Annotated in this window: 5 protein-coding genes; all 5 read right to left on the bottom strand. The window is 38.9% G+C overall.

The window, feature by feature from the left end:
* Window positions 1-386: 386 nt before the first annotated feature.
* The 5 genes from BVH02_RS07155 to BVH02_RS07135 all read right to left on the bottom strand — a co-directional run bounded on the left by BVH02_RS07155 (window position 387) and on the right by BVH02_RS07135 (window position 15,111).
* The gene (locus tag BVH02_RS07155; protein ID WP_317045419.1) at window positions 387-1,406 is read right to left on the bottom strand and encodes a PorP/SprF family type IX secretion system membrane protein; all 1,020 of its coding nucleotides are present in this window, start codon (window positions 1,404-1,406) and stop codon (window positions 387-389) included.
* Window positions 1,406-3,742, bottom strand: a complete 2,337-nt coding sequence (locus BVH02_RS07150) for a PKD domain-containing protein (RefSeq protein WP_086500657.1) — start codon at window positions 3,740-3,742, stop codon at window positions 1,406-1,408. The genes BVH02_RS07155 and BVH02_RS07150 overlap by 1 nt, the downstream gene beginning before the upstream one ends.
* Before the next feature lie 108 nt (window positions 3,743-3,850).
* Window positions 3,851-5,122: an adenylosuccinate synthase gene (locus BVH02_RS07145; RefSeq protein ID WP_086500692.1), complete on the bottom strand. Its 1,272-nt coding sequence runs from the start codon at window positions 5,120-5,122 to the stop codon at window positions 3,851-3,853.
* Window positions 5,123-5,613: 491 nt separating this feature from the next.
* A complete protein-coding gene (locus tag BVH02_RS07140; protein ID WP_086500656.1) occupies window positions 5,614-6,060 on the bottom strand; it encodes a KTSC domain-containing protein in 447 nt (148 codons plus the stop codon).
* 357 nt (window positions 6,061-6,417) lie between these two features.
* Complete coding sequence (locus BVH02_RS07135) at window positions 6,418-15,111, bottom strand: GH36-type glycosyl hydrolase domain-containing protein (protein WP_086500654.1); 8,694 nt, start codon at window positions 15,109-15,111, stop codon at window positions 6,418-6,420.
* Window positions 15,112-15,115 lie beyond the last annotated feature (4 nt).

Raw genomic sequence — 15,115 nt, 5'->3', positions numbered from 1 at the left:
TACCATTCGCAGTTTTTATTTTAAAAGTTTTTGAGAACCTAAACTCTCGCCGCTTTTATCCCCCTTCCTTGCTGAAGGGAGCGCAAAGGTAAGAGATCATTGCTGACTTCCAAACGCTTCACAAATTTTAATTTTTCAATTCTTTTTGAGGATTTTCCCTCATCCCTTTTCGCTGCCGTTCGCCTCGTTTGGGAGTGCAAATATCTACCTTTTTATTTTAGAGACAAGGCAAAACATTAAAATACTTAGAGATTCTACCTAACTCTCTGACTATAACTGATAAAGGTTTTGAAGTGATTAAAAGCCCATCAACACATAAATTCTATAGGTACATTCCGTATTAAACGATTTCCTTGAACCAATATACCATGTCAACATGCAAAAACTTAGTATCTAAAGGTAGGGAGGGCGGGATAATGCTTTTCACGGGGGTTTTGAGAAGAAAAAACATACCTCACAGAAACTTCATGCGCACCACCAGAAACCTGCTGTCCAAGCTTTGAAATAGAATAATCAAAGCTATACCCAAAGTCTAAACCAGCGTCTAATTCAATTCCGATCAAACCAATCAAAGATTCGTTATTAGGTAAATTATACTTAGTAGGGAGACCTCTATACCAAAGACCAAGGATCAATGGCTCAAAATAAAACTCTGCTCCAACATCTAGCTGGTCAAATACTCCTTGGGTTTTGTAATTAAAAGCAAATGCTAATGACCTTTCTTGATCCGTGTTATTAAAGTAATCATTGATATTCCCCGGCGCCAGATTAAAACGCACCCCTCCTTGTACTGAATATTTGATTGGCAGTCTATTTGAATTTAATTCCAAATAGCTGATCTGAGGTTTTAACAAATGGAACGCCGAGAAACCAAACCAAAATTTATCTTCATAATATAGGAGTCCTGCATTCATGTCTATTGCTCGCAGTTTGCTATCCCCAGAAAAACCTATACCAGGCTCACCTATAATTACACCTTTATCTATATCTAACTGTGTTCCTAATATCAATTGGTCGAAAAGAACATCTCTTGAGATTAAACTTCCTTGGGTTCCAACGTGAAGAAAACGCTTTTCCCCAAGCTGCAACCTGTAGCTATACACCAATCCTATCTCATCTGTCCTACTTTGATTGAATGATTCTCTAGCTCCAGAAACTATTATCCCTAAACCAGAATTATACTTTTCAGAAAAGTGATCTGCATACGCGCTATAGGCAACGAAACTTTGATCTAAAGCCGGCCATTGATTTCGGAAGTTAACTCCCACCCTAGTTAATCCTGTACTTCCAGCTAGCGCTGGATTAAGATAAAAAGGATTGGCATAAAATTGAGAATACTGCACATCTTGACTGAAAGCTTGAGAAGCAGAAAGTAAAAGGAATACAAAAACAAAGTATCTCCGCATCATCTAATCAATTTGAATTTACCTGCCTTCGTAACTTTTTCTCCATCGGTGGCTACTCCATTATATCTATACACATAAAATCCTGCATCAAGTAGCTTTCCCTCTAGCTTCCCATCCCAGCCAGCGGAGTTTATATCATCCGATTCAAAAATCAAATTTCCCCAAGTATTGAAAATTAAAAGTTGCGCCGAAACTAGTCCTTTGGATTTCGGAACGAAAAATTGATTTTCATTATCTAAAGGAGTGAAGCCGGTAGGAAACATGACTCTATAACTTCGGATAATTGAAACTCTTTTAACCAAAGTAGCTTCACAACCCCACATGTTAGTAAACGTAAGCGCAACATCGAAATCACCCTTCTTCCCATAACTTTGTGTTGGGTTTTTATCTGTAGAACTTGAGCCATCCCCAAAATCCCAGCTCCAGCTCTGAGCTCCATTTGGGGATAAATCTCTAAACTGAAACACATCGTCTGGAAAAAAGCCTCCATCATCCTCTCCTTTTACACCAGTACCTTGAATTTCAAAATCGAAATCTGCCAATAGTTTTTCCTCCGGAATTACAATCTGAAGTGGTTCAGGGGAAGAATAACAATCCAAATCCGCATGCTTAATCTGAATTTCATACGCTCCTGATGAAGAAACCTCTTTCATTTCATCATCCAAATAGATTTTTCCTGCTCCAGTCAACTTATAATCATACCTCACCGGATCGTAATTGGAAATACTTTCAGTCACATCCACTGACTGATCAGGAGTACAAGCTACTACTGGTGAAATTATGTCAAAGTCTGGAAATTCAGGAAAGCTCACCAAAATCGAATTTGAAATAGCCGGGCAATTCTTTCGATTGTATGCTTTGACCAAATAATCTCCGACAGCATTTACGGAGAGTTCATTTGACTCAGCCCCAAGGATGAGTTTATCATCCTTATACCATTCGTAACGTTCGTAGATCTCCCCTCCTTTAGAAATCAACCTCACAGCTTCTCCTCCACATAATCTTATTTCCTCAATTGAGTCAGAATTTCCTTCTTCAAAAATACGTACAGGCTCAGGGGATTCTATAATTTTCAAAGTCATTGCATTTCCAGTGGAGCTTTTACCATAGGTATCCGTGATGGTATAGTAAACAGTGACATTTTGATCGGTAAATCCCTCATTTGGAAAAAAAGTAAAGTCTCCCGCATTTGTGCCTGCTCTAAAAGTGCCTTGTGGCAATATTAATTCTCTATTTTCTTCACGACATTTTCCCTGAGTACAGATGTCATCACTTTCCTCCTCTATATCACTAAATGATGCATAAAATTGCAAACAACGAATCTCACTGTTCTCATTTGGGAGAATCACTTCTTCATCTGTTATGAAGTATGTATTCTCCTGCCCTTCGCAGGAAGCAAAATCAAAAAAATCCACTCCTGAAGGATTTTCCAATCCCTCATCATTAGATACCTCCACTTGCAAATTCCTTATTTCATGGATATTTGTTTCTCCGCCTGTGGAAGCTGCAAAGCCTATTTTCAAATTCTTTGATGCAACATACGGAAATGGAATGCCTGGAAAAATAGTGATAGTTCTTGGTTCATTCGTTACTGTGGTGACCACCATTTCCATTTTCAAAATATACCCGACCCCTGACGGGTTAGGCTCCAATTCCATAAAAACTTTGCGATAGCCTGGTTTAGCAGGGTCAGTAACTCTGGTAGTACCCGCCCCTCCCGAACTCAATGGAAACTGATATTGAACATCAAGTGACAAACCAAGTGAGCCTGATGGTGGATCCAAGGTCATTTTACCATCGACAAACTGATAGCCACTGAGACCTGCCCCATTTTTCCTTATCGAAATACTGTTTGGATATCTTCCATTTGGAGACCCAGAGAAGCCTCCAATTTTACCTTCATTAGAATTACTATAATTCCCAAAAGCATCGAAACCAATTCCTAAATAACCGCCAGTCATTCCAGGCATATTGTCTCTCTGCGTATATCCTAATGCTCCACCAAATCCTCCTGGCCTGAAATTCTGCACATCTGCATCAAAAAGAAATACGGTAAGCCCATCGGCTCCACTACCTCCATACATGAAGTATTCAAAGGACGCTTTTATACCATATGATGGCGAAAATGGAATATCTATATATACGTACCCATTTTGCTCTCTCTGCGCATCAGTCAACCGAAGTACTCCATCCACTAATGTTGCACTCCCCCCAAAAACAGTTTTGGAACTAACTGATCCCTGATCTGCAAAAGTTTCGCAGTAAGGAAAACCTACCTGAGAATAGGTGCTAAATGACACAAAATAAAGTGCCGTTAAGAGGATTAAAAATCTCAATTTTTAGGTAGGTTTATTTAGGGAAAGCTGAAATTCAGCATAAATCTCTAGAAATAAAAAAGCCCTAGATTAAAATAATCAAGGGCTTCTACTAATATATCAATTTGTTTAACGCAGTATTGTTTGTGTACGATCTGGGCCTACAGAAACAAGTTTGATCGGAACATTTAATTCAATTTCCAAATATTCCACATAAGCTCTCAGCTCAGCTGGGAACTCCTCATAGGAATTCATGTTCTCCAAAGAGCAATTCCAGCCTTTAAGAGTTTTGTAAACAGGAATCACTTCCTGCTCCGTAATCTCAAAGCTCAATTTGTCAATTCTTTCACCCGAAGGAAGTTCGTAATGTGTACACACCTTGATTTCCTTGAAGATATTCAAAACATCCCCTTTCATCATAAACAGTTGTGTGACCCCATTAATCATAATCGAATATCGAAGTGCTGGTAAGTCCAACCAACCGCATCTTCTTGGGCGACCAGTTGTGCTTCCAAATTCGTTTCCTTCTTTTCTCATGTCCTCTCCATCCTGATCAAATAGCTCAGTTGGAAATGGCCCACTCCCGACACGGGTGCAGTAGGCTTTGAAAATCCCGAATACTTCTCCAATTTTAGAAGGAGCAACTCCTAATCCCGTACAAGCGCCCGCAGCCATTGTGCTGCTACTTGTTACGTACGGATAACTGCCAAAATCAACATCCAAAAGAGACCCTTGGGCTCCTTCTGCAAGAATTCTTTTATTAGAATCCAGCGCTTCATTTACCACATATTCGCTGTCGATCAAATTCAATGTCTTGAAAAATTCTACTGCAGAGAAGAATTGTTCTTCCATTTCTCCTAAAGCATCCAGAGGATGGTTGTAGAAAGAGAGTGTAGTTTTATGTTTGGCAACAAGTGATTCATATTTCTCCCTGAAATCAGGACTCAAAATATCACCTACTCTAAGTGCGGTTCTACCTATCTTATCCTGATAGGTGGGACCGATTCCTTTTAAAGTAGATCCAATTTTCTTGTCGCCTTTAGCTTGCTCTGAAGCTGCATCTAACAATTTATGTGTCGGAATGATAATCGTCGCCTTCTTAGAGATTACAAGATTTTTCATGTAATCAATAGAGAATTTCCCCAATCCGTCAATCTCCCTCTTGAGGACGATTGGATCAAGAACGACACCATTTCCAATAATATTGAGTATCTGTGAGCGAAATATCCCTGAAGGGATCTGATGCAAAACGTGCTTTATTCCGTCAAATTCTAAGGTATGCCCAGCATTCGGACCTCCTTGGAAACGGGCTACGATTTCATATTCAGGCGCTAATACGTCTACTATTTTTCCTTTTCCTTCGTCTCCCCACTGGAGACCTAGAAGTACATCCATCTTCATTTGATGTGCGATCTTATCTGTTACACTTGACTTTTTGAAGCGTGAAATTTGCGATAAGCCCATAGAAAACCAAGGGATCGAAGGTAAATATTTCGAATCAATCAGATTGACGCGCTAATAATACTCACTTCTTCATGAGCTAAGTCTTTGCCTACTACCTTCTAACTATCGGATTGCATCGCTAATTTCCCTTAAGAAAATTATCGATCTTAATCTACCTGAAATCTCAAACTATTTACTCGAAGAATGTACAGGGAAGCTAAAGCATCACAAACTAGCACACAATTTGGCTAGGAAGCCGCTTGTAATACATCTACTATTCGAATTTTAATACATCTTTAAGAACCTGCATTCCGTTTTATAAACAAAGTTGATCACAAAACAGAAAACCTCCCTTATATTTCCCTAAGAGAGGTTTTCTTCAATTCATATCAAGTTCTCTAAACTCGAAGTAACCGAAGCTAAATCAACAAGTATTAATTTAACTGGACTTATGCCGGCTCCAAACTTTTCTTAGTTTTCCGATATACGTAATTTGAATAAATCGTTCGTTTGAAAAAACGAGTTAGCTTATCACTATTGATCATTTTCTGATAAATAGGTGGTGTGACACCAAAGTATTCGTAAGTCGATCCATCTACAAAAGTGATTTCAAGTACCAAGCCTTTGTGATGATAATCTGCTATACCTTCATTAATAGTCTCATTATAAGCTTCCAAATTTGCTGCTAAAGTTTCTGGAGCTATACTTACCAAAAAATGATATCCATCAATTACTCGACGGCTTTGAACTTCTGCTTCTACTTTCAAAGCATCCCCATCTTGAAATTTATCAGGATGCCACTGCTTTACTAAATCTCGGTAAGTCTTTTTTAAGATCGTTAAGTCGATTTCCTTTTCAACACCAAAGAGTTTCTTGTATTCGTTTATTCGCTTCATGAGACGTATTATTTGCGGGCGCAAAAGTACAGCTTAATTTGAATTTATTTACTATAAGGACTAGGCTTTATACTCACGAGCACTCCAAATCACTTCAAAGCATATTTTAAACTGCTTCTCCAAGAAGATCTCAAAAATTTCAGAAACTAATCATCCGGTCTCTAGGCTTTAACTCACTTTTATCTAGCTGCTTTGCTAGACAAAAATTAGCTTATGTATTTCCTATTTCCATGCCAAAAACTTTCTTTAACGGTAGATTATTTTGAAAGCCTTTTGAGTGAATTACATTTTCTGTTTCAGGTTGGATCTTAATTTCTGGCAATCAGCAAGGCCAATAAGTAGTTATCGTATAAACTTTTAAATCAAAACATGAAGCTCAATAACATACTCCTTGCCATCATCTTTTAGCTGTATCTCATTGCCTTCACCTTGCTCATCACCAATTTTCCACCAGGATGATTCAATATTTCTATTTTGAAATACTTGAATACAAAAGGTAGATGTTTTGTAGCGGTAGTTGATTGTAACAGAAGGCCATTGCTCAGGAAAACAGGGTGTGAATTTAAGCTTATCTATTTGCAGCTCCATTCCCAACAGGGAACCAATGATAAATTGATTCATCCATCCTGCAGACCCCGTGTACCAAGTCCATCCCCCACGTCCTCGGTGGGTTTCATTTGCATATACGTCAGCAGCCATCACATATGGCTCGACCTTATATATTTGCACATCTTCATGATTTAATGCGTGATTGACTGGCTGTATCATACTAAATAATTCGTATGTTCTCTCTCTGTCACCAAGTGCAGCAAAGGCCATCAAGGTCCATATTGCGGCATGTGAATATTGGCCTCCATTTTCCCTTACACCAGGGACATAGCCTTTTATATATCCTGGATTCAAATCAGATTTATCAAATGGTGGGTCCAGAAGCTGGATAATTTTCATATCTCTGTTTACCAAATACTTATATAAGGAATCCATGGCTTGATTTCTCCTATCCTCCGGGGCGGCATTTGTCAAAACTGCCCAGCTTTGAGAGATTGCATCTATGCTACATTCTTCATTTACTTTTGAACCGAGGGGTGTTCCATCATCGAACCAAGCACGTTGATACCATTCACCGTCCCAAGCGGATTTTTCGATGTTTGCTTGTAATTGTATCGCCTCTTGTTTACAAGTTGTAGCAAATTCTAAATCACCATAGTTATTGGCTACTTCCTCAAAATTCAACAGAATATCATAAAAGAAGAATGCTAGCCAAACACTTTCTCCTTTGCCTTCATTCCCTACCAGATCCATTCCATCATTCCAATCACCAGAACCCATGAAAGGTAAACCATGCTCTCCGAAACGAAGGCTATGTTTTATTGCCAAGCGGCAGTGATGGTACAAATCAGCAATTAAACTTCCACTCATTGGCAAATCATAGAGGGAGTCTTCTCCTTCATGCAAGGGTCTAGACTCTAAAAAGCCCGTTTGCTCTTTCAAAATCCCCGTGTCACCAGTCGCATTCAAGTACCTATATAATACAAATGGAAGCCACAAAAGATCGTCTGAACACTTCGTCCGAACACCTCTACCCTCAGGAGGATGCCACCAATGTTGTACATCTCCTTCTTTAAACTGTCGGGATGCATTTAGTAGTATTTGTTCTCTGGCAAGTTCTGGCTTATTGTGCAATAAGGATAACACATCCTGGATCTGATCTCTGAAGCCAAAAGCTCCTCCAGATTGATAAAATCCACTTCTGGCAAATAGCCTTGATGCTATAGTTTGATAAGTAAGCCAACCATTTGCTAAAACATTTAACGCTTCGTCAGGGGTTTGAACTTGTACCTTGTCGATAATCTCGTTCCAGTATTCTTTAATTTCATCAAAAGAATGATTAATAGTTTTTAGGTCCGAAAATTTTTGAATCAATTGATTTACAGCATTCGTGTCTTCACCGCTACCTATCAGGAAAGCAATCTCTCTTTCCTCACCTGGTAACAAATCGAATTTCCCCTGCAAGGCTGCACAGGTATCATGGCCCGCTCCAATTCTCCCTCTGAGATCTACACGAGATAGGGCCTGAGGGTTAGAAAGATTTCTATTTCTCCCAATAAATTTTGACCTGTCAGTGGAGTAACTGTATTTACTTGCTCCTATCAGTTTGAAGAATGCCACTCGATTAGCAAATGCATCATTATACCTATTTCTAAATAATAGCGATTCGTTATGGACGCTGTGCTCTGAAAGAATATGCATATTTGTTTTCGAACGCACATTCCCTAATACTATTTCCATGTATCCAGTACTGGAAATTTTCCTTAATCGATTTGATTTATTTTTCAGAGTAATCACTACAAACTTTATAGGCTCCACTTTGTCCACAAAAACTTTCATGGTAGAGGCAATTCCGTTTTCTATATGTCCATAGCAGGTATATCCATAGCCATGAGTAGTGATATAATTAGCTTCACCTCTCGCAGGAAATGGAGATGGCGACCAAAATACTCCACTTTCTTCGTCACGAAGATAAAAAGCTTCCCCACTGTTATCAGTTACCGGATCATTATGCCAAGGTGAAATTCGGTACTCATGAGCATTCACAGCCCAAGTGTAAGCTGATCCACTTTCTGAAACTACAGTTCCAATTATAGAGTTTGCTATGATGTTTACCCAAGGAGCTGGTGTTGATGAATTCCTATCAGTTTGAATTTTGTATTCCTTTCCATCCGCTGTGAATCCTCCAGTTCCGTTATAGAACTTCATATCACTTGGGAGCAATACGTTTTCAACACCTATTTCAGCATTCACTTGCGGCTTGACTTCTAATAAGGGGGATGAGCCAATCTCTCTGAATCTTCCTGAAACTTGATCTGATAAAGAACCATAACTATCATTAATAATTATTTTGGCAACACTTTCAAAGAGAATTCTGTCCTCTGAGGATATTTGATCCGTAGATTTTACATATATTTTTCCGGGAATATGCCCAGTAATTGTATTTAAGGCTGAGATCATTCCAACAATTTGATCTTGTAATTCATGCCTGTAGGAGCCATGATCTTCGTTCCAGATCATCAGATCTACTGTCAACCCTTTCAGCTGCCAGTATCCATGAGCTTTTATCATTTGGGACACCAAACTCAGATTTTCTTGGTCAAAAATTTGCAACAATACAATTGGAAGATCTCCAGACACGGAATGGCTCCAAAGACTGGATTGCCCTTTGAAATTACTTCTTATTACAGATTCATTTGCGCGCAAGGCTGGATTCGAATAAATAACAGATGCCGCCAGTCTACCAAATAATTGCGCATCAGCCTCTGAAGCGTCAATTTGTCTCAGCAAAACCTGACTATGTGTCCAGGAAAGATCCAGCGCTCGTTTTTTTAAATTTTTATCCCTGTACTTGTTCATTAGCGCTTCACTTGCATCACGACTCTCACCAATCCCATAAATAAGATCTATTGTACCTGTCTTAAAGGGTTTAATAGTAATCCGATACTTGATGGCCATAATTGGGTCTAGCACCGCACCTTCATTACCAGCTAGTTGTCTCGAATCCAGCGCTAAGGGATGCTCTAAAGTTCTTCCTCTACCAATAAACTGCATCCTATCGGTTTCATAAGAAATTTCCTCCACTTCGCATCCATATACATCCATTAAATGGAAAAGATGAGGCGGAATTTCATCTTTGGAGCGGGGTCTCCTTGTACCAAAAATGGCGTTGTATTCACGCTTGATTTCCGTCTGAACGAACAGGTTACTAAAAGCAGGATGTGCCTCATCTGAGGCTTGAGTGGCTAAAACAATCTCGGTGTAACTTGTAATTTCCAACACTTTGTCTACCTGCGATCTATTAGTAATCTTAATTTTCCTTATCTCTACATTATCTTCGGGAGATACTACGATTTGCGTCTTGGTCTCAAACCCAAAATCTTGTCTATGAAACTCTATAGTTCCCTGTGAAAATATTGTTTCATAAGTTTTTGCTGGCTTAAGGGTCGGATGGTGAGTATTTGACCAGAAATGCCCACTATTTACATCTTTGATGTAGCAATAGATCCCATAATTATCTTTAATGGCATCTTCCCTCCATCTAGTTACCGCGATATTTCTCCAGCGACTGTATCCTCCCCCAGAGTTGGTGACCATCACTTGATAATTACCATTACTCAACAATTGTAATTCTGGAGCAGAGGTGTTTGGTGTATTTATAATTCGCAACTGAGAATCTGTTTTTGATGTCAGTAGTTCAGTCACCTTAGCTGTGTGAGCTTGGAAAATGGAGGTCCTTGGAATACGCTCTTGTAAAAGCAATAGTGTAGCTTGAAAGCGTAGCTCTGCAGCAAAACGATGTTGCATTGGCTTGTTCACTAAAACATAGGCAATAGATAAAAATCCCATCCCTTGGTGATGAGCCATATAGGAGTTAATGACTACATGATTTTCCCCACGAGGAACTCGTGTTTTGGTATAATCTATAGCTTCATAAAACCCATATTCGCCTTCAAAACCTAGTTCGGTTAAAAGCTTTAAATTAGAAGTTGCTTTTTTGGGAGAGACCATTAGTGCAAGCATAGTTGCATAGGGTGCTATCACTACATCATCCTCCAATCCACGCTTTAGACCCAATCCAGGGACACCAAAGGCTTGATATTGATAATTTAAACTTGTGTCCACACTGTTGTAGCCGGATTCTGATATTCCCCATGGCACATCTCGTTTTGCAGCATACTCTATCTGCCTTTTTACCATGGCCCTATTTGTCGCATGCAGCAGCGTATTCTCATACGTTGGCATTACTAACTGAGGCATCAAATATTCAAACATAGACCCACTCCATGATAGGAGTACAGGGCCATTTTTTGATTCAGTCAATAAACGTCCTAAAGAGAACCAGCTTTCCTGCGGCAATAATCCTTGCGCTATACCTACAAAGATCCCCAGTCTAGCTTCTGAGGCAAGCATATCATAATAGCTATCATCTCTTCTCAGCTCGTCCACATTATAGCCAATTGAAAGATGACTAGTGTCCTTGTTTAATAGAAAATCATATTCTACTATACTTAACTGCTCTAGTTCCTCCGCTATTACCTCAAATCTTCTAAGTTTTTCCGGAATATAGTGTAGACCTTTTTGTAAGGTAGATTCTACTCTAATCAACCATTCAACGTCTTCCTCTTGGTTTGTCTCTTTTTTATATTGTTCAATCAGTGGAACAAGCTCCACACTTATTTCATGGAGTTGGATAATAGATGGATTTTCATCCATTTTCGACAGAGTAGCAAATGTGTCTGGCACAGGTAACATCTCCAGCCAAGGAATATGACTATATAAATCTTCGCGTATATTTTTAATTTGGCTTTTAAAATTAGTCGCCCACTTACCTATTTCAGTGTGGTTATCAAACTCGGTTATTTTATTGCTTAGCGTAGCTATTTCATCCAAGTTTGCCTTTATCATTGTTAAAGAATTACTTTTTTTGCGAATCGCATCAACAAGTAAAATCTCCAAATCTTCTATTTCTTTACTATTTTGATTTTTGAGTAAATCTTGAAATATTCCTAAAGTAGCATGTATCCCTTTATAGCTTTCTACATTGAAAATAGGTTTGGATTTAAAAGCTAGAATTCCTTGGCGTAAAATCAGAAGATGACCCACTAAGTTTCCGCTATCTACCGTAGATACATAAGCAGGCTTTAGAATTGATAAAGTTCGAGTATCATACCAATTGTAAAAGTGCCCCCTGAAGCGCTCCATCTTATGCAAAGTGCCTATCGTGTTGCTACATCTTAAAAGCACTTCATCCATCACAATATAACCGAAGTCATAGGCTGTCAGATTTGAAAGCAGAGACAATCCGATATTAGTAGGCGAAGTTCGATGTGCAACTACAGGATCTGGGTGTTTTTGGAAATTATCAGGAGGAAGCCAGTTTTCTCCCTCATTTACGAAGTGTTCGAAAAAACTCCATGTTTTTCTTGCCGTTTTGCGCAGAAATATTTTTTCATCTAGGTTGAGATTTGAGGCTCTTTCCTTTTCTGACAGACTTAATCTCCAAGCAAGCGAGGGAGAGAGAAACCATAAAATGAGTATAGGTATGGAAACAAAAAATGCAGGTGAGTTGGAATTTAGAAATAGTATAAGACACAGAAATGCTAAAACCGGCCCTATCCACATTTTCTTAGCAATGAACCATAAGCTATTTTTCGATTGACTGGAAGCCGTGGCAGAGGGTGTCCATTCTAATAGTTTTTTACCACTTACAAGCATTCTCCAGTGGGTCCGAAATATAGCGTCTGTGAAGCGAAAAGCTTCATAGGGCAATACTGCTATACCAAACATAAAGCGTAATAACACATCTTTAACAGAATTACCTACATCTGTAATATGAGCCTTAAAATCTAAATCTTCAGGACGGCGGAATAATTGCAGAAAGGCTGCAGCCATCACAGGCAACAATATTATAATGGTTACGCCAAGTGTCCAGAACCAAGGCTTGGGTAATATAGACCATCCAAGAACCAAGATTAACAGCAGAGAAATAGGCAATAAACTCCTACGAAGATTATCGGCTATTTTCCACCGAGAAATTATAGAGAGATTATTTGCAACCAATTTTCCACTTGCATTTCTTACAAAAGGAAGTACCCATGAGGCTATTTGCCAATCTCCCCTGATCCATCGATGATGTCGCTTTATATCGGCCTCATAATTGGAAGGATTATTTTCATATAACACTACATCGCTTACCAAACCTGATCTTGTATAACACCCCTCTAACAGGTCATGACTCAAAATACGGTTTTGAGGAAATCGATTGCCGAGCACATTTTCAAATATATCTACATCGTAAATACCCTTTCCAATAAAAGAACCTTCTTCAAAAATGTCCTGATAAACATCAGAAGAAGCTCTGGTGTAAGGATCAATACCTTTCATATCCCCCTGCAAACGCAAATAGAGAGAGGTTTGATTCTTTGGGAAATCGGATGCTACTCTGGGTTGAAGAATTCCATATCCCTCCACGACACGTTTTCTACGCACGTCATAGACGGCATGATTGAGAGGATGGGCCATGGTAGCGATCAATTTCCAAGCTGCTTCTCTGGGAAGTTGTGTGTCTGAATCAAGAGATAGTACATACTTTATACTTTTCAGGACTCTAAAATCTCCAACAGTGTGACTGAAATCATCACTCACACCTTCTCTTAAAAGTGCATTTAGGGCAGAAAGTTTTCCTCTCTTACGCTCATATCCCATCCACTTGTTCTCTTTGGGATTCCACTTTCTAGGTCGATGAAATAGATAAAAAATATCCGGACTTCCGTCCAGTTTATATTTCACATTCAATTGCTGAATTTTTTCCTTGACAATATTGACAAACAGATGATCATTGGGCATAGTCTCAGAGTCCGCATCTGTGAAATCCGTCAGAAAACTGAAGTATAAATTCTTCTCTCGATTTGCTAAAAATCGAATTTCAAGAGCTTCAATATTCTCTTCAATTTCATTTTTGCTCGAGAGCATGGTTGGAATAGTCACCAGAGTGCTATACTCGACAGGAATTCCTTTTGAAAAATCCAGCCTTGGAAGAATTCTTGGTTTAACCCAAATAGTTGCTAACCAGTTAGTGAAGGAAATAGCTAGATGTATGCCGCCTGCTAAACATAATGCACCAACCAAAAGCAGAATTGAAACGCTGAAATCTCCATAAATCCAGGCCACTGAAAGCATCCCAAATGAGATGCAAAGTGTTAGAATTGATATTGAAAAAAGGTAAATGAACACTGGCCTTCTCTCCATGAAGCTGGTCAATGTTTGTCTAAAAGTTGGGCGCATTTGCGATTCTTTCCGCAATTGGTCTAATCCTTTACCTATAAGAAAATACCCTACATGCTGTTCTCTAGAAAATCGATCCTTACTTAAAGGATATTGATTAGTTAACTCAATAGTTTTCTCAGCGATTTCAGTTTCGGAAAACGAACTATGAGCAGCTATAGATTCTATCACATGCCTGTACCTATCTCTAGTAGCAAAATCTAATTTGGTATAAATGCCTGTGATATCCTTTCTTAAGGTTTGCTCAACTTTACTTGTAACTTCTACAAATTTGCGCCAATCAGCAGAACCTATAAATCTTAAGGTGACTATACTGTTTTTTACAGATACCTGATCAGCAGCTTGTTTCTGATTTTCATTCCAAACTAAGTCTGCCCCGGCTATGCCTTCTTTGGATAGCTGTTGTTCTAGCCAGCTGATTGGCAATGCAAATGTGGGACCTTTGCCTTGTAGCTTGCGAGTAAATCCAGCAACAAATGGACTGTTCAAAACAGGCTTTGATCTCGCCATATCTGAGATAGTCAATACTAGATCGGCAGGATCCTTCTTGACTGTTTCTATCATTTGCTCACTCCAATAATCTGCTAGATTATTGTCAATCATATCTAAGGCTGTATTTTCTGCTATCCTTCTAAGATTTTCTATTACAGCAAGCTTAAGCATGATCGGGATAGCCCATAATTCTCCCAGCGTGAGAAATTTTTCAGTTTGATAGGAAGACACAAAGCTTCTCAAGCCGTTTGAATCAACATGACCATCACTGTGTGAAATTATCTCTATTGCGATGTCATATACTCTGGGCATCCCTCTAGAATCTCCATTTGCCAAATACGGCAAACCCTCACTATATTTTTTCGGTAAGTGTTTTTTAGCAATTACTATTTGTTCTTCTATTAAATAAAAGTTATCTAAAAGCCACTCTGCAGCAGGTGTAATGGATTGTCCGGATTGAATACTTTCAACCAAGAGATTTCGTACCTCCACCAAAATTTTCTCATTATCATCTAATCTTTTCAGAAGTTTATCCTCCCTTTTGCCTTTCCATATCTGATGAGAACCTGCTACGATTACCGCGTGAGCTTTCATTTGATTGAAATTGTATAACTCTGAGCGTATGGGGTCTGATGAATTTGAATTCAGAAAGGAATTACCTTTCTGAAAATACTCACGCATACTGGATAGCATTTCAAAAACTGTATTGCTTTTAAGCTTCATAGTC

The sequence above is a fragment of the Algoriphagus ratkowskyi genome (genome assembly GCF_002150505.1).
Taxonomy (GTDB): domain Bacteria; phylum Bacteroidota; class Bacteroidia; order Cytophagales; family Cyclobacteriaceae; genus Algoriphagus; species Algoriphagus ratkowskyi.
The sequence above is the reverse complement of the archived record's forward strand: the minus strand, read 5'-3'. Positions and strand labels throughout refer to the sequence as shown.

Coding starts and splice junctions, on each gene's coding strand:
- BVH02_RS07155 (WP_317045419.1), bottom strand. CDS start 1,406: ATGCGGAGATACTTTGTTTTTGTATTCCTTTTACTTTCTGCTTCTCAA.
- BVH02_RS07140 (WP_086500656.1), bottom strand. CDS start 6,060: ATGAAGCGAATAAACGAATACAAGAAACTCTTTGGTGTTGAAAAGGAA.
- BVH02_RS07135 (WP_086500654.1), bottom strand. CDS start 15,111: ATGAAGCTTAAAAGCAATACAGTTTTTGAAATGCTATCCAGTATGCGT.
- BVH02_RS07145 (WP_086500692.1), bottom strand. CDS start 5,122: ATGAAGATGGATGTACTTCTAGGTCTCCAGTGGGGAGACGAAGGAAAA.